Origin of the sequence: uncultured Maribacter sp., assembly GCF_963977385.1 — a bacterium.
Classification (GTDB): Bacteria; Bacteroidota; Bacteroidia; order Flavobacteriales; family Flavobacteriaceae; genus Maribacter.
Genome location: NZ_CAXBOU010000008.1, coordinates 129,295 through 153,798, shown reverse-complemented (window position 1 = coordinate 153,798; position 24,504 = coordinate 129,295). Strand labels below are relative to the sequence as shown.

The 24,504-nt window shown below is 35.4% G+C and carries 22 protein-coding genes; 15 read left to right on the top strand and 7 right to left on the bottom strand.

The features are described from left to right. The first annotated feature begins 72 nt into the window (after positions 1 to 72). Positions 73 to 600, top strand: coding sequence for a DsrE family protein (locus tag AAC084_RS10440; RefSeq protein ID WP_339840122.1), 528 nt, complete (start codon positions 73 to 75; stop codon positions 598 to 600). A 61-nt stretch (positions 601 to 661) separates the two neighbouring features. Here the strand turns inward: AAC084_RS10440 and AAC084_RS10435 are convergent, their stop codons facing one another. Further along, the gene (locus AAC084_RS10435; protein ID WP_339840121.1) at positions 662 to 2,959 is read right to left on the bottom strand and encodes a TonB-dependent receptor; all 2,298 of its coding nucleotides are present in this window, start codon (positions 2,957 to 2,959) and stop codon (positions 662 to 664) included. Positions 2,960 to 3,043: 84 nt separating this feature from the next. Next, entirely contained in the window at positions 3,044 to 3,421 is a 378-nt protein-coding gene (locus AAC084_RS10430; protein WP_339840120.1) for a hypothetical protein, read from the bottom strand. Between the two features lie 264 nt (positions 3,422 to 3,685). On the opposite strand from AAC084_RS10430, the gene AAC084_RS10425 reads away from it, so the two are divergent. From AAC084_RS10425 to AAC084_RS10360, 14 genes are all read left to right on the top strand, one after another. Continuing rightward, positions 3,686 to 4,165: a DNA starvation/stationary phase protection protein gene (locus AAC084_RS10425; RefSeq protein ID WP_339840119.1), complete on the top strand. Its 480-nt coding sequence runs from the start codon at positions 3,686 to 3,688 to the stop codon at positions 4,163 to 4,165. A gap of 247 nt (positions 4,166 to 4,412) precedes the next feature. Further along, the gene (locus AAC084_RS10420; RefSeq protein ID WP_339840118.1) at positions 4,413 to 5,744 is read left to right on the top strand and encodes a cytochrome ubiquinol oxidase subunit I; all 1,332 of its coding nucleotides are present in this window, start codon (positions 4,413 to 4,415) and stop codon (positions 5,742 to 5,744) included. 2 nt (positions 5,745 to 5,746) lie between these two features. Then, positions 5,747 to 6,820: a cytochrome d ubiquinol oxidase subunit II gene (gene cydB, locus AAC084_RS10415; RefSeq protein ID WP_339840117.1), complete on the top strand. Its 1,074-nt coding sequence runs from the start codon at positions 5,747 to 5,749 to the stop codon at positions 6,818 to 6,820. Positions 6,821 to 6,835: 15 nt separating this feature from the next. After that, on the top strand, positions 6,836 to 7,135 hold the full coding sequence (locus AAC084_RS10410; protein ID WP_339840116.1) for a hypothetical protein: 300 nt from the start codon (positions 6,836 to 6,838) through the stop codon (positions 7,133 to 7,135). 416 nt (positions 7,136 to 7,551) lie between these two features. Then, positions 7,552 to 9,006 carry an FAD/NAD(P)-binding oxidoreductase gene (locus AAC084_RS10405; protein ID WP_339840115.1) on the top strand — a complete coding sequence of 485 codons (1,455 nt, stop codon included), beginning with the start codon at positions 7,552 to 7,554 and terminating at the stop codon, positions 9,004 to 9,006. 55 nt (positions 9,007 to 9,061) lie between these two features. Further along, the gene (locus tag AAC084_RS10400) at positions 9,062 to 9,202 is read left to right on the top strand and encodes a hypothetical protein (protein ID WP_339627721.1); all 141 of its coding nucleotides are present in this window, start codon (positions 9,062 to 9,064) and stop codon (positions 9,200 to 9,202) included. Continuing rightward, complete coding sequence (locus AAC084_RS10395) at positions 9,202 to 9,411, top strand: DUF6132 family protein (RefSeq protein WP_339840114.1); 210 nt, start codon at positions 9,202 to 9,204, stop codon at positions 9,409 to 9,411. Before AAC084_RS10400 ends, AAC084_RS10395 begins: the two co-directional genes overlap by 1 nt. Positions 9,412 to 9,657: 246 nt before the next feature. Then, on the top strand, positions 9,658 to 10,962 hold the full coding sequence (locus AAC084_RS10390) for a TolC family protein (RefSeq protein WP_339840113.1): 1,305 nt from the start codon (positions 9,658 to 9,660) through the stop codon (positions 10,960 to 10,962). A 32-nt stretch (positions 10,963 to 10,994) separates the two neighbouring features. Beyond that, a complete protein-coding gene (locus tag AAC084_RS10385; RefSeq protein ID WP_339840112.1) occupies positions 10,995 to 12,077 on the top strand; it encodes an efflux RND transporter periplasmic adaptor subunit in 1,083 nt (360 codons plus the stop codon). A 123-nt stretch (positions 12,078 to 12,200) separates the two neighbouring features. Further along, positions 12,201 to 15,434, top strand: a complete 3,234-nt coding sequence (locus AAC084_RS10380; RefSeq protein WP_339840111.1) for an efflux RND transporter permease subunit — start codon at positions 12,201 to 12,203, stop codon at positions 15,432 to 15,434. Between the two features lie 11 nt (positions 15,435 to 15,445). Then, entirely contained in the window at positions 15,446 to 15,751 is a 306-nt protein-coding gene (locus AAC084_RS10375; protein WP_339840110.1) for a hypothetical protein, read from the top strand. A gap of 18 nt (positions 15,752 to 15,769) precedes the next feature. Further along, positions 15,770 to 15,958, top strand: coding sequence for a DUF2892 domain-containing protein (locus AAC084_RS10370; RefSeq protein WP_339840109.1), 189 nt, complete (start codon positions 15,770 to 15,772; stop codon positions 15,956 to 15,958). 290 nt (positions 15,959 to 16,248) lie between these two features. Next, positions 16,249 to 16,809, top strand: coding sequence for a YeeE/YedE thiosulfate transporter family protein (locus tag AAC084_RS10365; RefSeq protein WP_339840108.1), 561 nt, complete (start codon positions 16,249 to 16,251; stop codon positions 16,807 to 16,809). 1 nt (position 16,810) lies between these two features. Beyond that, complete coding sequence (locus AAC084_RS10360) at positions 16,811 to 17,224, top strand: DUF6691 family protein (RefSeq protein ID WP_339840107.1); 414 nt, start codon at positions 16,811 to 16,813, stop codon at positions 17,222 to 17,224. Between the two features lie 15 nt (positions 17,225 to 17,239). Here the strand turns inward: AAC084_RS10360 and AAC084_RS10355 are convergent, their stop codons facing one another. From AAC084_RS10355 to AAC084_RS10335, 5 genes are all read right to left on the bottom strand, one after another. Next, entirely contained in the window at positions 17,240 to 18,994 is a 1,755-nt protein-coding gene (locus AAC084_RS10355; RefSeq protein ID WP_339840106.1) for a hypothetical protein, read from the bottom strand. Next, a complete protein-coding gene (locus AAC084_RS10350) occupies positions 18,987 to 21,206 on the bottom strand; it encodes a tryptophan-rich sensory protein (RefSeq protein ID WP_339840105.1) in 2,220 nt (739 codons plus the stop codon). The genes AAC084_RS10355 and AAC084_RS10350 overlap by 8 nt, the downstream gene beginning before the upstream one ends. Next, the gene (locus AAC084_RS10345; protein WP_339840104.1) at positions 21,206 to 22,501 is read right to left on the bottom strand and encodes a BatA domain-containing protein; all 1,296 of its coding nucleotides are present in this window, start codon (positions 22,499 to 22,501) and stop codon (positions 21,206 to 21,208) included. The genes AAC084_RS10350 and AAC084_RS10345 overlap by 1 nt, the downstream gene beginning before the upstream one ends. 1 nt (position 22,502) lies before the next feature. Then, complete coding sequence (locus AAC084_RS10340) at positions 22,503 to 23,402, bottom strand: DUF58 domain-containing protein (RefSeq protein ID WP_339840103.1); 900 nt, start codon at positions 23,400 to 23,402, stop codon at positions 22,503 to 22,505. 95 nt (positions 23,403 to 23,497) lie between these two features. Further along, positions 23,498 to 24,502 carry a MoxR family ATPase gene (locus AAC084_RS10335; protein ID WP_339840102.1) on the bottom strand — a complete coding sequence of 335 codons (1,005 nt, stop codon included), beginning with the start codon at positions 24,500 to 24,502 and terminating at the stop codon, positions 23,498 to 23,500. Between the last annotated feature and the right edge of the window lie 2 nt (positions 24,503 to 24,504).

The window sequence follows — 24,504 nt, the reverse complement described above, 5'->3', positions numbered from 1 at the left end:
AAATAACGGACATTAGTAGCTATCATCATATATTTATAACCAAACTACACTAATTTAAAATTCTACAAACTCATGAAAAAAGTACTTTTAATTTTAATAGCAATTATGGCTACACAACTCTCATCTGCACAAGAATGGATTACTCCTGTAATAGATGGTTACGGAAAAATTAAAGATTTTAAAGATGTGACTACACTACCAGATGCTGATAAGGAATACAATATCGTTTTTGACCTAAAAGACGATCGAGAAATGGAAGGGTCTAATATTGGATATTTTAAAATTGCACGTATGATTAACATGCTAGGTATTAATGGTATTTCTGCCGATAAAGTAAATATTGTAGCAGCTATACATGGTGGGGCTACATTTACCGCTTTAAACGATGCTAAGTATAAAGCCAAATACGAAAAGGAAAACCCAAATGCAGAAGTTATTCAACTTTTAAAAGATTACGGTGTAAAACTAATAGTATGTGCCCAAGCTACAGCATCTAGAGGTATTGGTGCAGAAGATTTAAACCCAAATACAGAATTAGGTTTATCGGCTATGATGGTGCTTGCCAATTACCAACTTGATGGTTATATTTTAATGCCATAAGAAGAATATTGAAGGATATTATATTTAAAAAGGGGACCAAATGTGGTCCCCTTTTTAGGTATTAAAATTTGTACTGCGCAAAGGCTGTTAAGTTTCTACCAGGGTCATTAATAGGCACCGTACCAAATGCTGCCTGATTATTGAAAGAAAAATTTAAGTGGTTATTATATGTCTTATCAAATACATTCAATACCGCAAATCCTAAAGTCACATTCTTGATAGGAACAACTCCAAAACGAACATCCATAACTTCATAACCAGCAGTAATTTGCTCACCAAAAGAAGGCGCTATATCTTCCTGCTTAGACGTAATCGTATAATTTACATTTACCCAAAATTTCTCCTTTTCATATTGTAATTTAAATCGAGTTGTTAATGGTGGCACTAATGGTAAAGACTCATTTAAATCTTTATTCTTGGCATATACATATGCTAATGCCGTGGTAAAATTAAAATCCTCTAAGAAATCAATTCCTCCACTAATCTCAAACCCTGTTTTATAGGCTCCATCTAAATTGCGAAACACTTTAGGGTTTACCGGCTCAAGCATGGGCATGTACTTTCTAGTTTGAGTTTCATCAATTACCGCAACTATATAATTCTCATATAATGAATAGTAAAAGGAAGTACTGTAATTAAACCTATCTGAATTTAAATCTGATATTGGTAAACTACCCTTAAAACCAATTTCGAATTGATTGTTAACTTCTGCATCTAAATTCGGATTACCAATATATTCGTACGAATCTTGACCAACCGTAAAATGATTTATAACACGTTCTATCATGTTTGCAGAACGAACTCCCCTACCATATGCCAACTCCATTATAAACTGAGTAGATAGTGCATACTTTAAAGATGCAGTACCACTAATATTATGCTCTGTACGTTTATCTAAATTTGGATATAAGGCTTGAAAATCTTCTGCCGAATCTTTAATTTCTGAGGTCACATTATCATAACGTAAACCCACAGTTGCAATGGTTTTTGAAGTTAAATGATATTTACTTTCAACAAATACCCCTAAATCGTTGATATAAGAATCTTGCCAAACCTTATCGGTAAAAAGAACTGGGGTTGCTAAAGCCCCCATAGCATTTCTCTTTACTAATCTAGTACGTTCACCATCTCTAGCTATACCAAGAAAATCGAGACCCGTGTACACCGTCATTTTTTCGGTTGGCTTTAATTTCAATTCGACTTTACCACCTGCTGTGGTAGCATCTATTTCAGACAAGGCATCTGTCATCATAAAACTAGGTCTATTCTTATTGCTCATAATATGATCAACAAAACTGTAGTACACTTTAGCGTCAACACTCTTTACTAAACCAGTTAAACCATTTAGTTTGTAATCTAAAGATAGAATACTACTATTATCTTTTTCTGTATCCATGGGTAAACCGGCATGTAACACATCACGCCCATACGATTGTCTCCAATGTGCTTGAAGACGTTGTTGTTTTGTAAAATTATACCCAGCTTTAATTCCGTAATCTAAACTTCTAAATGAAGAAGGTATTTCAACGCCGTCACCATCTTCATAGTTACCAAAATCACGAAACCCTACGTTGCCTACAATATCATACTTCTCGGTGGCCTGTTGTAAACGTGCCATTGACACGATAGAGCCGCCATTACTTTCAAAACCACCATCTACGCTACCATGAATACCATAATCTTCATCTGTAGGCTTTTTAGTAACCATATTAATAATGCCTCCAAAAGTAGCTCCGTAACGCACCGTATAAGGTCCCTTTATGATTTCGATTTTTTCGATTTCTTCAGGAATCACATGTGTAGTAATAGGATCCATACGATTGGGACAGGCGTGCATAGCCTTGGTTCCACCATCAAATTGAACATTTAATTGTTCGTATTGTGTTGCCCTAAAACTTGGGTCAATAGCATAGTTACCACGTTTAATTAATGAAAAACCATTGATATCTTGAAACAAATCGGCTACATTTCTTGGCTGTACAATATTCTTGACATAATCATTGGTTTCTAGAAAAAGTATAGGGTCCGTTTTCGCATTACCGGTAACCATTACACCGTTAATAATTATTGGAGCTTCTTGCATTGCAATAGCTAAGCGCTCGTTACTAAGGGTTACCTCTTGTACTATTGTTTTATACCCCATAAAGGAAATGGTTAGTACAGTACCTTCTTCTGGAATTCTAATTTCGAAATTTCCTTCAGAATCAGAATAGGCTGCCTTTCCATTTTTGGCTAGTATGTGAGCCCCTACTAAGGGTTCTTTATTAATTTCTGATATAATCTGTCCTTTTAAATTTTGTGCGTTTGTTAGGTTCCCCAATAGTAATACTGAGAGCACCCAAAAATATTTTAGGTTCATTTGTAAATGTTTAAATTATGTATAGGAATATGCCAAAACACCATAAGTAATAGTGTTGGCTTCATTAAATGGAGAATAAAATTCCTAAAATTGGGGAGGATGAATTATGCGTTTCGAAAAATGAAAATCATATAGAACACTATATTGTAGTTTATTTAATTCTTTTCGAGGTAACTGTAAAAAATTAAAGGTAATTAGCGGACCGACAAATAGTACGGTTTCGTTTTTCAACCAATCTAGATTTATCGGCGTCTGATCATCCCCTGCTTCTTGCAGTAACATTTTTGATAAAGCACATTTACCATCACAATGCATTTCTGGTCGAGCTGTATTTTCGCAAAATCGTTCTACAAAATCATCGGTAAATAGTGCATAATAGCTCATAACACTAGCTGTCTTAAGACTACTCGCCAGAGCAATAATCACAAAAAAAGTCGATATGATAAAACCAGACAATCTCATGCGGCAAAATTAATGACCACAATTGGTTCAAAATGTGACTTTGGTCACATAAACAGAATAATTAAGATAAACTCATTATCGCAGAACGATGAACTTAATCATTGTCTTAACACCTCCATTTTTATTGTTAAAAAAAGTTAAAAAAAGATTTATGTAACCTAAGTTACCCTTCCCTTTTTTATTATAGATTATCTTTATCGAAAATTAATTTATCTATAATTTTTATCTATTAATAATTATAAAAATTCTTTAAACCTAAATACCATGACGAATACAGAACTATCAAATATCGGATTAGATAAAAAAAGTTCAAATGATATCGCTAATCACTTAAATGATGTACTATCGAATTATCAAATGTTCTATATGAACCTTAGAGGTTTTCATTGGAATATTAAAGGAAGAAAGTTTTTTGAGCTTCACCTTAAGTTCGAGGAATTATACAATGACGCTTTAATTAAGGTTGATGAAATTGCTGAACGTGTACTAACCTTGAGCTTTACCCCTATTCATACCTTCGCAACGTATATTGAAAACTCAGAAATTAAGCCTATCGAAAATGTTGTTGACGGAGATATAGCTGTAGATAATATTTTAGCAAGCTTGACTATTTTACTAAAAAAAGAGAGAGCAACACTTAAAATTGCTGCCGAGGCTGAAGACGAAGGAACAGTTTCTTTAATGAGCGATTATATTGTGCAACAAGAAAAATTAGTATGGATGCTATCTGCATACAAAGACTAATTACTAAAATAGTATCTTAAATCCCCTGAAGTTTGTTAATTCAAATTTCAGGGGATTTGACGTTTAAAAACATTGTGTTTAAAATTATAAATCAATCATTCTCATATAAAAAAGCATTCAACATTTAATCTTGTTAAAATTGGGCTTTTAAGTACGATTTTTTTGAAATATGTATCAATGGTTACCTTTAAAAATCATCTGTTGTCTACTTTTGTAACCATCCTAAAAGCTGTAAAGAATATAGATTATGGAAGACATGATTTTTTACGATAGACTGCAATTTGCATTTACTATCACATTCCACTATATATTTCCTCAATTAACCATGGGATTGTCATTATTGATAGTCTACTTTAAATGGAAATACCTTAGAAATAAGATTGAAAAATATAACGATGCTGCTAAATTTTTTATGAAAATTTTTGCCATCAATTTTACCATGGGCGTCGTAACAGGAATTCCTATGGAATTTCAATTTGGCACTAATTGGGCAAAATTCTCTGAACTAACAGGTGGTATTATTGGGCAGACCTTAGCCATGGAAGGCATGTTTTCTTTCTTCTTAGAATCCTCTTTCTTGGCACTATTTATTTTTGGCGAAAAGTTAATGGGACAAAAATTACACCTCTTAACTGGCTTTCTAGTATTTCTAGGATCTTGGGCTAGTGGTTGGTTTATTTTAGCAACCAATGCTTGGATGCAACACCCAGTAGGGTATGAAATTTTGGAAAATGGAAAATTCGTTTTACAAAATTTTTCTGCACTGTTTAGTAATCCTTGGCTTCTACCCGCTTTTTTACATAATCAATTAGCTTCTGTAGTCACCTCTTCTTTCGTGGTCGCTAGTATAGGGGCCTTTTACCTGCTTAGAAATAAACAGACTGAACACGGAAAACTGTTTTTAAAAACCGGAGTTATTTTCGGTTTGGTTTCCAGTATTTTGGTGGCCTTCCCTACTGGAGATTGGAATGCGAAAAATGTCGCAAAATACCAGCCAGCAGCTTTTGCCGCTATGGAAGGTATTTTTGAGACCGAAGACGCTGGTGCAGAAATTGTACTTATTGGGCAACCTAATATGGTTGAGAAAAAACTAGATAACAAAATTGCCGTTCCGAACATATTAAGTTTTTTAACCTATCAAGAATGGGATAAGCAAATCGTTGGTATGGATAAATTCGAAAAAGAAGAATTGCCCGATAACATTCCTGCACTGTATTATTCGTATCATATAATGGTTGGTTTAGGCACAATTTTTATGGCTATAATGGCATTAGCAGCATTTCTATTATGGCGTAAAAAACTGTACACGGCAAAAGCATTACTTTGGATCATTATGTTTTTAGTTCCGTTCCCTTATATAGCAAACCTTACCGGATGGTACACGGCGGAGTTAGGTAGACAACCGTATTTAGTATATGGTTTACTAAGAACTAGCGATGGTATTTCCCCAACAGTTTCATCTGGCAACACCTTATTTACCTTACTTGGTTTTGTCGCTTTATATATGCTATTGGGACTTTTATTCTTAATCTTAGTAGGCAAAACCATTAACGAAGGGCCAAAACCTAAAACACATTAATTATGGAAATATTTTGGTACATTTTAATAGCCACTGTTTTAGCTGTATTTTTTATTTTGGATGGTTATGATTTTGGAACAGGAATTATTCATTTGTTCTTTGCTAAAAAGGAAAAAGATAAAGAAGTCATTGCAAAATCTGCTGGTCTATTTTGGGATTCTAATGAAGTTTGGTTAGTCGCTGCCGGTGGGATGCTTTTTATGGCATTCCCAACATTCTATGCTTCGGTTTTTAGTGGTTTCTATTTACCATTGATACTAGTTTTATGGTTAATAATTTTCCGCGCTATTGGGTTAGAATTAAGGGGGCAATTTAAATTCCAAATGTGGAAAGATATCTGGGACAAATCTTTCGGAGTTTCTAGTTTATTACTAGCCTTATTTTTCGGTATCGCATTAGGCAATATTGTAAGAGGTGTAAATTTAGGTGGTGTTGATAATGGCATATCTGTACATGAAGGACATTATTTTTTCCTACCCTTATGGAATAGTAGTTTTAGTCCTTTATCTGAACATCCTGGTGTCATAGATTGGTTTACAATTATTATTGGGTTAATATCTGTTGTAACATTAGCTATTCATGGTGCTAATTGGGTAATTCTAAAAACTAATTCGTCAATAAACAACAAGCTTAAAAGTGTAATCTTTAAGTTAAACATTGCGTTAACGATTCTAACGGTCTTTTCTTTATTTGTATGGCAAATAGTGAATCCAAATTCTTTAGATAATTTTATTCTTAAACCTTATCTTATTGTTTTTCCAGTTATTTATTTAACAGGCTTAATTGGGTTATTTTTTATTAAAAAAATCAAAAAAGACAGCAATGCTTTTGTCTTGTCAACCTTATTAATAGTTGGGGGAATTACATCATCATTAGCATCTTTATTTCCTGTGATATTGCCTTCTGTTAATGATACACATGAACCATTAACAATATACAATACAGCTGCTTCTGATTATAGTTTATCAGTAGCACTTTATTGGGGAATTATTGGTTTCATACTCCTCTTCATTTATATGATTATTCAAAAAAGATTAATGAAAGGAAAAGTAGATCATATGGATTATGGCCATTAGAATAAAGAGACTCATATGACAGGCACATTAATTTCATTAATTAGTATTGTTATAGGAATAATTGCAGCAAATGGTGTAGGCTTTATATTAAAAAAGTACTCATTTGGTGTTATAGGCAATACGATTGCAGGCGTTTTTGGAAGCATCTTATTCATAAAAACTTTTGGAAGATTAGGCTTTGACCCTTGGTCTATAATGAATAATGGTGATTTTGATGGTTTTCGACTGACTATTAATTTGTTAGTCTCAGCAATTGGTGGTGCCTTAGCCCTTGTTTTGGCTAAAAAAGTATATCATAAATTTAATAAATCATAACTATTATCCCCTTTTCCTTTCTAAGATACATACCAGTGTTACTATCAAGCAGAGGTTAATGAATCAATTAATCTATCTTCTCTTTTTTCTTATTTAATTTATAGATCAGCCAAATAAAGCCGACAACAAAATGGAGAATAATAATACCGGCAATGACATAAATCAATGTATTTGAACTGCCTCTCATCTCTAAGCTATTTTAAATAGTATCCTCAAAATTAAGTATCCCGTTAATATCTAAATATGATATTAATCAATATAGCTATTAAGCCTGTCGTCAAAGCAATTCTAACAATCCATCACTGTTTTGCAGTAGACTATTGTAACAAAATGAATTATACCTGTTTGTGTAACAAAGGTTACTGTATAGCTTCAAGATTAAAGTGACCTTAGTATAAACTTAAAAGCTTGTAGAAATGTCAAAAATAGTCATATTAGGTGCAGGAATTTCCGGTCACGTCGCAGCAGCTCATCTACGTCGAAAATTATCGAAAGAACATGAAGTTTTGGTTGTTTCGCCAAATAGTAATTACCAATGGATACCCTCAAACATTTGGGTTGGTATTGGTAGAATGAAGTCTAAAGAGATCCTATTTCCTTTGGCTCCTTTATACAAGAAAAAAAGCATCGGTTATAAACAAGCAAAAGTAACTACGTTTCACCCAGAAGGTGATACCGATACTACACAGCCTTTTGTTAAAATCGAATATGTAAACGATGAGAAAAAAGGACAAACCGAAAAAGTAACCTACGATTATTTAATAAATGCTACAGGCCCTAAACTAGCCTTTGATATGACCGAAGGCCTAAACCCAGGTACTAACAAAGCATATTCTGTTTGTACATATACACATGCCGAACATGCGTGGCATGCTTTGAATGACTTGATTCAGGAAATGAAACAAGGCAAAAAAGTGAAAATACTAATTGGCACTGGCCATGCAAAATCTACGTGTCAAGGTGCAGCTTTCGAATATATTTTAAATGTTGAACAAGAACTAAGGCGACATAATGTACGTGACAAAGCTGAAGTTGTATGGATTGCCAATGAGCATCAATTAGGTGATTTTGGTATGGACGGTATGCTGCTCAGTTACGGCAACAACATAATGAAATCTAGCGAAATGGTCGAAATGGTCTTTGAAGACCGTGGTATAAAATGGATTATTGGTGCAGGGGTAAACAAAATAGAAGATGGTGTAGCGCATTATGAAACGCTAGATGGTGAATACAATTCTGAAACATATGATTTTGCCATGCTAATACCTGCTTTCTCAGGGCATGGTTTTAAAGCTTTTAATAAAAATAACGAAGATATCACAGAAAAACTCTTCAAAGGATTTATGTTGGTCGATGCCGATTATACGCCTAAACCATATGAAGAATGGAGTGTACAAGATTGGCCTGAAATCTACCAAAATCCGTCGTATAAAAATATATTCGCCCCAGGTATTGCGTTTGCTCCACCGCATGCTATTTCTAAACCTAGGGTAAGTAAAAATGGTACACTCATATCCCCTGCTCCGCCAAGAACAGGAATGCCTTCTGGTATTACAGCGAAGTTAGTGGCAGACAATATTATTGATATCATTAACGGGAAAAAAGAATTGCACCATAAGGGTTCTATGGGTAACATGGGGGCAGCATGTATTGCATCTGCGGGTTATGGAATGACAAAAGGTAGTGGCGTTAGTATTACCACCTATCCTATTGTACCTGATTATCATAAATATCCCGATACACAAGGTAGACAGTTAGACAAGACTTTTGGTGAAATCGGTTTAGCTGGTCATTGGTTAAAATTAGCCCTACACTATGCCTTTATTTATAAGGCGAAAATGAAACCTTTTTGGTGGCTAATTCCTGAATAGTTTTGAGATACAATCTTTTAAAACTTGAATTAATAAAACTTAAAAACCAAAAGAAATGACACAGAGAATATCGAAATCGAAACGCTTTTATATGATGAACCCAATAATTCAATTTTTTAAGTTCATTTGGCTGAGTATTAAAATAATGCTCATTGTGGCTGGCGGTCACGGGGGCACAAGAAAAGCCAATAACTAATGACAAAAAAAGTAATTATACTAACCACAATCGGTGTGGTAATTGACGCTATAGCAGGGTATATATACTACACAGAAATTGGTTGTTTGAGTGGTACTTGTGCCATAACTTCTAAACCTTTGACCAGTACATTATATGGCGGTTTTATGGGTGGACTATTATTCAGTTTATTTATAAAATCTCCTAAAAAGAAAATAACCTCGGGGTAAACCCAAGAGGCATTCATAAGAAAGAACATTTTGATTTCGACGCAAGCATCGGAGCATTTAAATCTCGATTTTCGAGTAAACTAATTTTTCTTTTGTTTTTCGGTTGATTGTAAAAGGCACTCTTTATAAAAGAGTGCCTTTTCTTTTTTAAACAGATGTTTTTTAAGAAAGAAATTTCCTTAGGTAACATTAGTTACTGTGCAGCCTGTTTTACCGCCTTAATTTTGCATTAAATAAATGAATACGATGAAGTATAAATTAGGAATGATAGTGTTATTCGTCTTTTTTTCGGGACTAGCGCAAGAAACTAAGTCTATTACTAAAGATGAAGTGTTAGCCAAAGTTAAGGAGCGTAATAACACGATAAAAATGGCACAACAAGATGTGTTGTCTGCAAAGGGTGATTATAATCAGACCAATGCTATTTTATTACCCAATATCAGCGTTTCACATACAGCGATTGCCACCACGAACCCTTTAATGGCTTTTGGCTCAAAACTTAATCAAGAAATTTTAACAGCGGCAGATTTTAATCCTAGTGTATTGAATGACCCTCGACAAATTGAAGATTATGCGACTCGTGTAGAAGTTCAACAACCGCTCATAAATTTCGACGGAATTTTTCAACGTAAGGCTGCAAAGGCAAAATGGAACGCTACCGAACTACAGTCGGATCGCACCGAAGATTATCTAGCCCTTGAGGTTGAAAAAGCCTATATGCAATTACAACTTGCCTATAAAACCGTGAAGGTTATAGAAAAAGCCCAAGAAACAGCTTTAGAAAATAAGCGTATAGCCGACAATAGCTACAAACAAGGCTACCTACAAAAATCTGATGTTCTTTCGGTAGAAGTACGAGTTACAGAAATAGATAATCAATTGCAATACGCAAAAAGTAATATTCTAAATGCCAGCAACTACCTATCTGTTTTAATGAATGCTGATGAAAATGAAATTTTAAAACCTTCTGATTCACTATCCATAACTAGTTCTGCGACTGCAACGGCTGTAAACTTATCTGAAAATAGAAAAGATATTTTAGCGATGAATTCGGCTACCGAAGCATATAGACAAATGCATAAGGCAGACCAAATGGCTTTCTTACCTAGATTAAATGCCTTTGGCACTTATGAGTTACATGATGATGAAATTTTTCAAGGTCAAGCCCAAGGATATTTATTTGGTGCAGAATTAAAATGGAATCTTTTTGAAGGCAGTAAACGTTTTGGGAAATCTCAAAAAAGTAAAGCTGAATATGACAAATCTAAATTACAGTTAGAACAATACAAGTCTGAAAGTCAATTAGAACTTAATAAAGCAAAAAGAGGTTTTGAAGATGCTAAAAACAAATTAAAGCTTACAAAATTGGCACTTGAACAATCTGAAGAATCATTACGCATACGCACAAATAGGTTCAAGCAGGGTTTAGAAAAAACTACTGATTTGCTGATGTCTGAAACGCAATATTCTCAAAAGCAATTAGAATATTACGCTACAATATTTCAACATAATTATGCCTTGGCATATGTACAGTTTCTTACGAAAGAATAGGATAAATCAATTACTTAATACCAATCATAAAGATGAAAAATAAAAAATATATAATCACAGCAATTTTAGGAGCAACAGTCCTAATCTCTAGTTGTGGAAGCGAAGATAAAAAAGCAGTAGTTGATAATTCACCAGCTATAGCCGTTCAAGTGAAAACTGTTTCTGAAGACAATAGTAGTCCATTTTTATCGGTAAGCGGAAAAATCGAAGCAGCCAAGAGTGCTAACATCAGTACCCGAATGATGGGTTATGTAGATAAAATATATGTTGGCGTTGGTGATAAAGTAAGTGATGGCCAATTACTGATGAGCGTCAATAATGCTAATATGTCGGCTCAATTAGCACAAGTAAATGCGGGAATCACTGAAGCTGAAGCTGCATTCACCAATGCTGAAAAGGACTATAATCGGTTCTCAACGTTGTTTCAAGAAAACAGTGCCTCACAGAAAGAGCTTGATGATATCACAGCCAATTATAACATGGCTAAGGCACGATTAGAGTCTGCTAAACAAATGAGAAACGGTGTAAATGCACAAATGGGTTATGCGAATATCCGTGCTCCTTTTAATGGTGTGGTCACTAATAAATTCATTAGTGCAGGCGATATGGCAAACCCAGGTATGGCATTGATGGAAGTAGAATCTCCAGGTAAATATCAAGTTTTGGCCATGGTACCAGAATCTGAAATTCTTGATGTTAAAAGTGATATTGAAGTAACTGTGCAGATAAAAGCATTAAATGAGAATGTAAAAGGTAAGGTGACCGAAGTTAGTACCTCTTCTAAAAACACAGGAGGTCAATATCTTGTAAAAGTTATTTTAGACAAGACCGATGCACAGATATTATCAGGTATGTATGCCACAGTACAGTTTCCTGTAGCACGAAAAACGACTACTTCCGCTGTCATGATTCCTATTGAAGCTATTGTAAAGAATGGACAGTTGTCAGGTATTTATACGGTAAGTCAAAGTAACACCGCGCTGTTGCGTTGGTTGCGATTGGGGAGAACTTTCGGAGATGAAGTAGAAGTATTATCAGGTCTTTCTGCCGATGAGCAATATATAGTTTCTGCAGAAGGAAAATTATTTAACGGAGCAAAAATCGCAAATCAATAAACGAGTCTGGGTTAGGGATTGAAGCGGTTACCCCACAGGCATTTTTGTGCCGAGGAGTATGAGCGGAAAGCCCGACCGCCTGCCAACCGGCAGGTGGTAACACACAAATAAAATATAGAAATAATGAAGGAAGGTTTAGCTGGTAAAATTGCCAAATTATTTATAGGCAGCAAGTTAACGGTACTACTGATGATTGTATTTATGGTCGTTGGGGTGTACAGTTCGTTTTTGATTCCGAGAGAAGAAGAACCTCAAATTGATGTGCCAATGGCCGATATTTTTGTGGGTTATCCTGGCGCAAGTCCAACGGAAGTTGAGTCGAGAGTGATAAAGCCATTAGAACAATTAATTTCGAACATTAAAGGTGTTGAATATGTGTATTCAACTTCTATGAAAGAACAGGGAATGGTCATCGTTCAATTTTATGTAGGCGAGGATATTGAACGTTCGTTCGTGAAATTGTACAATGAAATTAATAAGCACATGGATCAAATGCCCGAGGGTGTTACGTTTCCGTTGGTAAAGACACGGGCAATTGATGATGTACCCATGCTGGGCCTGACATTATGGAGTGAGAACTATGATGGGTACCAGTTGAGCCAAATGGCACAAGAGTTAGAAAGTGAGATTAAAAAGGTAACCGATGTTGCGATTACCCATAAAATCGGTAATCAAGACCGTCAATTGCGCGTGGTTTTAGACAAAGATAAATTGGCTGCTAGCGGCTTAGATTTCTTATCGGTTTCTGAAATGATAAAGGCGAACAATGCACAATTGAGTTCAGGTAGTTTTGATAAAAATGATACCGAATTTTTGGTAAATACCGGTAATTTTCTGGCTTCGGTAACCGATGTTGAAAATCTTGTAGTTGGCGTACAGCAGGACCAACCTATTTATTTAAAGCAAATCGCGAGCATTATCGATGGACCAGAAGTTCCACAGAGTTATGTGTCTTTAGGTTTTGGACAGGCTAGCGATAAAGTTGCTGATTACAAATCTGAATACCCAGCTGTTACCATTTCGGTAGCAAAAAGAAAGGGTGCCGATGCGATGAAAATTGCAGATATCGTTATTGATAAAGTTGACCATTTACGCACTACACTTATACCTGATGATGTACATGTAGAAATTACCAGAAACTATGGTGAAACTGCATCTCATAAAGTATCAGAATTACTGTTGCACCTTATAGGTTCCATCTTTGCAGTAACACTTGTGGTTATGCTAGCGATGGGCTGGCGCGGTGGCTTAGTGGTATTTTTATCGGTTCCGATTACGTTTGCTTTAACGCTGTTGAGCTACTACATGTTAGATTACACGCTGAACAGAATTACTTTGTTTGCCCTGGTATTTGTTACTGGTATCGTAGTAGATGACTCTATTATTATTGCCGAGAATATGCACCGGCATTTTAAAATGAAACGGCTACCGTTTAAACAAGCTGCGCTGTATGCTATAAATGAAGTAGGTAACCCAACAATATTGGCCACATTTACTGTAATAGCCTCTGTACTACCCATGGCATTCGTATCTGGCTTAATGGGTCCTTATATGGCTCCAATGCCTATTGGGGCTTCTATCGCAATGATTCTGTCCTTATTCGTTGCTTTAACCATCACTCCCTATTTAGGATATATTTTCTTAAGAGAAAAAGATAAAAAAGGTGAAGAAGCGAAACAACAAAAACCTTTAGAGGAAACTTTTATCTATAGGATTTACAACAAATTTGAAAGACCTCTAATTGAAAATAAAAGTAAACGTTGGTTGTTTTTAGGATTGACTTTTTTATTACTCATGGGATCTATGGTATTATTCTTCACCAAATCGGTAGCCGTAAAAATGTTACCATTTGACAATAAGAATGAGTTTCAAGTGGTCATTGATATGCCAGAAGGTACTACGTTAGAACGTACGGGTGTAGTTGCACAGGAAATTTCACAATATCTATCAACCCGCCCAGAAGTGGTGAATTACCAAAATTATATTGGCACCTCTGCACCAATAACATTTAACGGTTTGGTACGTCATTACGATTTACGTGGTGGCAGTAATATGGCAGATATTCAGGTTAATCTTATTGACAAAGGTGAACGTTCTGCCCAGAGTCATGACATCGCAAAATTATTACGACCAGATATTCAAAAAATAGCTGCGAAATATAATGCGAATGTAAAATTGGTTGAAGTTCCACCAGGACCTCCTGTATTATCCACAATTGTAGCAGAGGTTTATGGCCCTGATTATGAAGAACAAATGAGAATTGCCAATAGCGTTCAAGATATTTTAAAGAATACCGATGATGTCGTTGATATCGATTGGCTTGTTGAAGCAGACCAAACCGAATATCAATTCGTAATCGATAAAGAGAAAGCAATGCTTTATGGTGTGGCACCGCAGCAAATTGTCTACACCATGAATATGGCATTATCGAATAGGGCTATAACTAATTTATATGATGAGAATGCTAGCGACCAAGTCGGTTTAATATTGGCATTGGATGAAAAGGAAAAATCAACCATTTCAGATATTTCACAGTTGAAAATAACCTCTAAACTTGGTACAATGGTGGCTATATCCGATTTAGTCGACATTGTAGAAACAACAAGCGCAAAGAGTATTTACCGTAAAAATCAAAAACGGGTAGTTTACGTGATGGCAGATATGGCCGGTGAATTGGAGAGTCCTGCTTATGCTATTTTGGGTATGGAAGAAAAGCTTAAAGAAATAGCCTTACCAAAAGGGTATAAAATTAACGAAATGTACTTAGGTCAGCCTGAATTTGAAGATGACTACACAGTTAAATGGGATGGTGAATGGCAAATTACACTTGAGGTATTCCGTGATTTAGGAATTGCCTTTTTAGGAGCCATCATCTTAATCTATATATTGATTGTAGGGTGGTTTCAAAACTTTAAGGCTCCTATTGTAATGATGGTAGCGATACCCTTATCATTAATCGGAATTATTTTAGGCCACTGGATTATGGGCGCATTTTTTACAGCGACCTCTTTTATTGGAATGATTGCATTGGCAGGTATAATGGTTCGAAACTCCGTTTTACTTATTGATTTCATTAACCTGCGATTAGCCGAAGGCGTACCTATTAAACAGGCGGCAATTGAAGCTGGTGCTGTACGTACCACTCCTATTCTACTAACAGCTGGTACGGTGGTTATTGGCGCATTCGTTATTTTATTCGACCCAATATTTCAAGGTTTAGCTATCTCATTAATGGGCGGAACTATTGTTTCTACGGTGCTTACATTATTGGTTGTGCCATTGGTTTATTATATGATCGAGCGAAAGAATTATCCTGATACGGAAATTCAAGAAATAACAGAAAATAATAAGGACTAAAAACGATAAAAATGAAATTACTAATCGTAACGGTCGTAGAAGAATTCGAAAAGGAAATTCTGCGACTCTTTAAAAAAGCGAGGATCGAGAGCTTTAGCGGTTCAGATATAGATGGCTATAAAAATCATACTTCATTGGTTCGTACCACTAGTTGGTTTCCAATTGAGAAGGGTGGTCTAGAATCGAGTTTGTTCTTCTCTTTTACCGAAGATGAAAATATTGATACGCTATTTGAGCTTATTAAAGACTTCAATCAAAATCTGGAAACAAACAACCCTATAAAAGCAGTGGTAGTTCCTATTGAAAAATCAATATAATCTTAAAAATAAATCAACATGTTAAATACATATTTTAGAGTAATAGTAGGTACAATGGTTTTACTGAGCGTCGTATTGGCAGTATATGTACATATAAACTGGTTATGGTTTACCGTATTTATAGGGGTAAACCTTATACAATCGGCGTTTACGAAATGGTGTTTGTTGGAAACCATTCTTGTGAAATTAGGAATCAAGAAAAAATAGGGTTTTAATATTTAGATACTAACCCTTTCTAAATAATTCACTCCTAATTCTAAACAGAACAGAGGCTACTATGGTCTGCTTTTCAATATATAAAAAGTAAACAACCTCAAGGCAAGCCTCAGAGCATTTAAATCTCGATTATCGAGTAAATTAAAACTTACTTTATGTTATCATTATATTGAAAAGCAAACACATATTGGTAGTTAATATCTTGCCAATGTAACAGCGTTAGTAAAAGATTCATTTTCTTTGCGCTTCTTTAAGTTACAAATAACAAGAATTAATTGACAATGAATTTGATATATGACCCTTGGCCTTGGTATGTAGCCGGACCTTTAATTGCCTTAACCATGTTTATTTTGCTATTTGCTGGCAAAAAATTCGGAATGTCCTCAAATTTAAGAACCATGTGTTCTATTGGTGGTGCTGGCAAATACGCTGATTTTTTTAAATTCGATTGGAAATCACAAAGATGGAATCTAATAATTGTTCTAGGAGCGGTTATCGGCGGATTTATTGCTTCCCAATTTATGTCGGATAATACCGTGAAAATCAACCCGGAAGTTGCCCAACAACTTGCAACGGATTATGGTATTGAAAGTGCCGGTGAAGCTTATTTACCTACTGAACTTTTCGCAACGGAACAACTTACTAACCCTTTCGTGCTTATCATATTAATTATTGGAGGATTCCTAGTTGGCTTTGGTGCTCGATATGCTGGCGGTTGTACCAGTGGTCATGCCATTTCAGGACTTAGCAATTTACAACTACCCTCACTTATTGCAGTAATTGGCTTCTTTATTGGAGGCCTTGTAATGATTCACCTTTTATTCCCTCTAATTTTCGGATAGTATGAAATATTTAAGTTATTTAACCATCGGTATATTTTTCGGAATCATCATGTATAAATCTGAAGCTGCTTCGTGGTTTCGCATCTATGAAATGTTTCAATTTGGTTCTTTTCATATGTATGGCATTATTGGCTCTGCATTGGTATTAGGCGTTATAGGTATTCAACTCATTAAAAAGTTCAAAATAAAAGCTATTGGCGGTACCGAAATGAATTTACATCCAAAGAAGAAAGGTGTTACTAACTATTTACTAGGTGGTATTATTTTTGGTTTAGGATGGGCGTTAGCAGGTGCTTGCCCAGGACCTATGTATGTTCTTGCAGGAGCTGGCTATTATTCGATTCTTGTTGTAATAGGAGGAGCACTTTTGGGAACTTTTATTTACGGTCTTGTAAAAGATAAATTACCGCATTAAAATACAGTGGTTTAATCACCTTTCGGTTGATAGTTTAGGTGATAGCCACAACCAGCCTACGCCCAGTAAAAATAGGACGTAAAACAATATTGGAGAAACAGGACGGTTATGAATAACCGTCCTGTTTTTGTTTATACCATTCTTAAATCTCTTTTGATTTGAGGTTATATTTTGAGTTGTGGATAACGCTTTCCAATCAATACTATCATAGACAAAAAACGAAAATTGAGCAGTACTATCACCTTCTATGCTTAAATGTTGCCACCCCGTTTTCTTCGGATAAATTGTTCCTTTGTAATGAGTAGACACCATTGGTTTTTGAAGTATTGGGATACGTATACTATCTTCATTTATTACAGTGAACTCCTGTAGATTTGTATACAAACTAAAATGAAATGGCTCATCTACTTTTGGAATTTCTGTGTAAGCCTTCCATTCAACCTGCACACTTTGCGTTTTTGCAATTTCGTCTAAAATTTTAGTCCAAATACTTTTATATACTTGATCCGAGCCATTCAATAACATTTGATAACTACTTAATAACGTTGTAGTTGCAACCTTGCCTAATCCCATTTGTTTATACACGGCTATAGTTTTACCTTCCCCTACTATTAGTGATTTCACCAAAAATTCTTCATCAAATTCATAAGGGTATTTTTCTAAGGCAATAGTACTATTCAATAATTGAACATCTTTTATTCCATCTCGTTTAAATCTAAAATAAGATGACCTTGTACTCAAATTGAAAAGAAAATCACTTGGCTGAATGAATACCCCTAACCCATTTTCTCTAATATTCTTTTCAAAGCGATTTTTAGTTGCAGACCCAAAACTAAAATAGGTATCTGCATCTGTAATGACTAAATCGAACCGTTTTAAAATCTCATCAGTAAACTGATAAACAGGTGTACTACTCGTATTGAAATATTCGAACTTAAACTTGCCTTTTGTCAATTGGCTTCTCACAATTTCTTCGTGACCTTCCTCTGCTAAAAAATTCTTTAGGTATTTTGTTTCAAAGGTTGGGAAATTGTTTAATATCAATACCCGTAACGGCTGCTTCTTCTTAATTTCTACCGGTAATGGATTGATATCTATTAAAACTCCAGTACTATCTTTTACCGCAAGTTGATACACATATTCTCCACTTGTTTTCGGACTACCAGCTAATGAAAAATCAGTATTGTCATTATCAATGACTTGAACAGAATCTAAACCATTGCCTCGTGAATCTTCAAAAACTAAAAATGAGCCTTTAACTGGGTGATTGTAGCTGCCAACAATTTCTATTTTTTCACCTAACGAAATTTGCTTGGTATACTTTAGCTGGGTAATTCCTAATGGTTTCTTAGCGGGAATATATTCAACCGAAATGTCTTTAAAACGTGAGAAATCGAATGGTTTTATGCCTTCCCCTAAAACATAAACAGAAGTAAGGGAATCCAGTTCCCTCCGAATAGATTTCTTCGGGTTATACGTCAACACTTTTACACCTTTTTTGAGGGACAACAGGCTGTCTCTTTGCTTTTCATTAAAACCTTCTGTAAGCAAAATACCCTGTTGGTCATTAATTTCAACCTCCTGAGTTGGTTTTAATACCAGAATGATCAGTGATGCAATGGTTAGAAATGCGACGATTATATTAATTAAAAAATTACCCTGTTTTCTTGTAACCCATTCCTTATAGAAATAGCTGCCGAATAAGACAAGTCCTCCAATAAGAACCGGTATCAGAAAATCTTTATGTACATATGAAAATCCTTCAATCATAGGTTTCCAATTGTTTTAAAAATAAAGAATTAATTTCATCAGTATATCCTTTTCGAGCGCCAGGTACTTCTTTAGCCTTAGGCAAAGCCGACAATAAGCCTTTCTGAACAATTTTATAATTACCGAGTGTTCTTCCTGTATTATTTTCAATATTCTTCAGCCCTTGAAGAATACGCAAATATTTCCCGGGATTGTCTATTGCTAATTGCGCTAATTCATTACCTGCAGCAGCAAAAATCACCTTGTCATTCTCCTTAAAAGCATCTTGTTGTTGAATCAGTACTTCTAATCTAGAAACCGCAGTTTCTATTGATTTAAATGGATGCGCTATTTCAATATTTTCTGTTTTCCTAAAATTGTCGATATCCTTTATAGAACCCGTTAACCTGTTTTCCTCCTTTATTGGTGGAGGGTCAAAACCAATTCTATGCACATAGATTCGTGCACTATTCTTTATTTCTTGAATCAATTTCAAGGCATCATATTGAAATGGTAATGATTTTTCTGGCTCATATAATCGTAAATACAATTCTGCATCCCACATTATACTCAATGCCTTTCTCAATTTCGTTTTTAGGGATTCTTCAAATAAAGTTGATTCTTCAGGGTCATCGTGATTATGTAAATAATCGTGTAACGGATCTTCAGCTTCATCTGCTTCTTCTGTAGCTACTAGGTTATGTTCATTATCTCCGTCATGGTCATGCGAGTATTCCTTTAATATATTTTCTTGATCTTCAGTATGATCATGGTCTTCACTTGCTTCATCAGTTTCGATCCCTTTGGGTGCTTCTTCCATTTCAGATTCATCACCCATAAATTGACCATATTTTAATCTGAGGGCTTTTTGGTCAAAACCAAGCTCATTACTTCTAAACTTAAACTCCTTAACCGTTATGTTGGGTTTGTCTTTTATTAATTTTTCAGTATCAATAATTAATTGGCGTTGACTTCTAAAATAATCTGGCATTTGGTCTACCCCTAAGGTTCCCTCTACTGCAAAATCACTGGTTACCGTATCTTTAATCACCGCAAAATAAGTCTCACTTCGAGTAACATTTCGTTTAGGTTCCTTTTCATCAAACGCTTCGATATAGAAATAGAGTTCGTCCCCTACATCCATCTTCAAACCATCTAAATCTATATTCTTGGTTACTTTCGAGCTACGTTGTCCTTTTTGAATGGTCTCGTTAAAATTCAATTTTTCTTCCCTAAACTTTACAGATTCTCCCGAACCTTTACTGACGGTTGCAATGATATATGCTTCATCGATTCCGTAATCATCAGTAATTGTACTTTGCAACTGGATTTTCTTTGTGTCTGAAAAATCAAAATACGTGTATTGCTCCATACCTGTAATCTCTATCTCTGGCGGATTATCTGGTATAGCTTCCAACGAAAATAAATCGGAGGTAAATTCCAATCCCGCTTCGTTCTTGAACTTAAAACTATAAAATCCCGATACTATCAAGGGCTGGTTTATCTTATAATTATTATCAATGTGCTGCAATGGAATTGTTTCTCCCATACGCTCCATGCTAACGCTAGAGACCGAATTATCGAACTTTAGCGCCCAACTTATCCTAGAACTGATGACTGCCTTAATATTAGGCTCAGTGGTCGTTTTAGTTCTTTCGCGCGTGTACGACGGATAGGAAACAGTAATTACCTGTTCTGTTATTTTTGGTGTAATTGTTTCATTTATCACTGAATCAGTAGCAACAAATTGTATGTGCTCATTATTTGAATTAGAATCTAAACCAGCATTTACTCGATTGAAGAGTTCTAGTTTATTTACTGCGAACCCTAAAATCACAAGTATCCCCATAATTAAAGTAGCTTGTCGTAATTTATTCGGTGGCGTTATCGACCCTAGTCTCTTCTTAAGTTCGTTCGATACTTTATAGCGCTGTAATCGGGCTAGACTAGATAAATCATCTTCTGGCTGTAATAAAAGTCCCGTACTAAAAGATGCTTCGGCTACATGTGCATCTATGTATGAACTGGTAGCCCTTAAATTTTGAGACCAAGGATGTTTTATAACTAGTAGCAGCAACAAACCAACTGCAAAAGCTAGTGAACCAAAGAATAAACTACTTGCTAAAAAATACGCAAACGAACCAATACCGATAGCGTAAAGCATAGCTTCTACGTACGCGAACATTTGCCAGCGACGATTGAATTTCATCAAGTATTGTTTTCCTGAATCCATTACTGTTTTCTATAATAAGCTACCAAGCGTTCAACTAATAACAATATAAAAAGTGCTGCCCATAAATAAGGACTTACCTTAAAACTCCCCAATTGTGGCTTGCTTATATCAGTCGCCTTAAAATTCGTTTGTAATTCAGATTCTGCCACTGAGCGTAAGTCAACCTTAGCCAACAAAACCTCTAACTCCTTATTGACTTCTAAAATGTCTAATAAACTTTCAACTAACCTCTGCTCAACTGCATTTTCAGCATTGATTCTTTGTGTCACAAAATAGGTTTCAGGTTCCAATCCGGTTTCGATGAGAGATTCTGCTATTGAATCTTTCTTAAACAATAGTATCTTCTGAAAGAAACTAGGCATTGGTTTTTCACTTAACCAAATAGTCAAATCGGCCGGCTCAGTTTTAGTTACTAAACTGTCTAACCTACTATCTACTATTATTTCCCTATCCAAATATTGCGCTAGTGTAGCGAATGCGGCTTCTAAGAATCTTTTGTCTTTAACCAAACTATCTGCGTAATAAAGAGAAACCTCAATAGGCTTTTGCAAAATTACTGTTACTTTACTAATGGTATCTCGATTAACCATTACCAAACTATCCCCTTCTGAATTCAAAGTATATTCTGGACCCAAGGAAATATTCTTGCTAGAAATTTTAGTTTGAAATGAATTACTGACTGAAGAATGCAATTGTAGGTTCTCCCCTCTTTTATACGCAATCAAAGTTTTTTCTACCTTTTGTGCTACTTCTACCACAATCCATTTGATGTGGTGATTTGTTTCTGGTCGTGAACCTATCAACCCTTTAGCATATCCATTGGTAAAAACAACGATACTATCAGTTTTTAAAGCATCCATTTCTGATGCTAGCGACCAATAGTCAATTACTTCAGTAGTATTACCATCCTTTAAATCGTGCTCCCAAATCGGAAAACCTTTCTCTAAAATGCGTATTTCCTGCCCTTCCGCAAGACTATCTAGACGAGCCATGAAATCTTGATTTTGACTCAATTCAGGTTCTACTATATACGTTAATGAGGAATTTTCTACTTTAGAATTCCATTGCGGTTTTGCTAAAATTATAGATAGTAGTCCGACTATAAGCATTCGTAGAAGCAGTAACCAAAACTCATTTAGTTGAATACTACTCGACTGTTTTGAAGTTGATTCTGACAATAATTGAATGCTCCCAATTTTTATGGTTTTTGCTTCCTTTTTACTCCATAAATGGATAGCTATGGGAACCAAAAGCCCCAAAAGCGTCCATAAATATAAAGGATGTGCAAATGACATATTAATGGAGTCTTTTACGTTGTTTTAAAAATAATTGCAATGCTTCGCTCAAATGCGCATCCATTCGAAAGACATGATGTTCTATTCCTTTTGATAACAATTCGTCTTTGACCATTTTTAATTTACTTTCCATTGCCAATACATATTGGGCTTTTGCTTTTTCTGTATCGACCTTTACCCTAGCCCCTGTTTCTAAATCTTCAAAGGTGATATTTGGACCGTAATTAAAATCCATTTCTTTCGAGCCCATTATCTGTAAGACAACAACTTCATTTTTAGAGGATTTCAATCCTTTTATAAAATTGGAAATCTCAGCATTACTTTCATACATATCGGTCAGAAAGAAAATCAATTCTTTAGTTCCTCTATTTGGTATACGTTTCGTTGAAACTTGTGCGCCTGGCCATTTGCCCGTATTGGAAAGTTTAATCAACTCTAACAGCAATCTATTATAATGCTTCTTATCTGCCTTTGGAAAAATACTTACCAAATCGCGTTCATTCAAAGCAAATAGCCCAACACCATCCCCTTGTTTATGTGCCATATATGCCAAGGTGGCAACGAGCACACGCACGAAATCCATTTTAGATAGGTCAGCTTCTTTGTGAAGCATTGAAGCACTAGCATCAACAATGAATTTAATGGTTACCTGACTTTCAATTTCAGATTGCTTGATGTAGTATCTACCGGAACGCGCCAACATTTTCCAATCGAGTAGTCGTAAATCATCCCCAGGCTCATAGCCTCTATATTGACTAAATTCCATACCAGGACCTACACTAACACTTCTATTTAAACCAGACGTAAAGCCCTCAACCACAATCCGTGATATCAATGATAACCCCGAAACGGTATTGATGACTTCTGGTTTTAATAAATCGTGATAGTCTTGTTTTTCCATTTACTCGATAATCGAGATTTAAATGCTCCGACGCTTGCGTCGAAATTTAAATTAAAATTTCATTTCAATGCCTCGCGAGCTTCCCCCGAGGTTGTTTACTTGCCTTTAATATCAATAGCATTCAACAAATGAGCAGCTACCTTATCTGAAGTAATCCCTTCTGCTTCTGCTCTAAAATTCACGAGAATTCTATGTCGAAGTACGGGTAATGCCACACTTTTAATATCATCTAAAGTAACGGCTAACCTACCTTCTAACAAGGCATTAGCCTTTGCCGTTAAGATCATTGCTTGACCTGCACGCGGACCTGCACCCCAATCTACCCAATCTTTTACGTAAGAATCTGTAGTCGATTCTGGTCGGGTTGCGCGTATAACATCGCTCACAAAACTGATAAGTGCATCACTAATGGACACTTCACGAACTAATTGTTGTAATCGTATAATATCTTCTCCAGAAATTACTTTATTTAATTCCTTTTTCACAGAGCCCGTAGTTGCCTTTAATATGGCTTCCTCTTCTTGCTTTGTTGGATACCCTATTTTGATATACAGTAAAAATCGGTCTTGTTGTGCTTCTGGTAAAACAAAAGTCCCCGATTGCTCTATCGGGTTTTGGGTAGCCAAAATAAAGAACGGCTTATCTAACGGATAGGTTTTATCACCGTAGGTTACCTCAAATTCTTGCATAGCTTCCAACAAAGCAGCTTGTGTTTTTGGTGGTGTTCTATTTATCTCATCGGCCAGAATGATATTTGAAAAAATCGGACCTTTATTGAACTTAAAGAACTTTTTACCCGTCGTATGGTCTTCCTCTAAAATCTCGGTACCAATAATATCCGAAGGCATTAAATCGGGCGTAAACTGAATACGCTTAAATTTTAAATCAATAGCATTCGCCAAGGTTCTGATCATTAGTGTTTTTGCCAAACCTGGCACTCCTTCTAATAATGCATGTCCGCCAGCCAAGAATGTAATCAGTAATTGAGATACGGTTTCTTCTTGCCCTATAATTACTTTACCTATTTCTCGCTTTAAGGCTTTTAACTTGCCAGACAGCATATCTACTTCATCTGCAATGCGTTGTAATTCTTTATCCATTC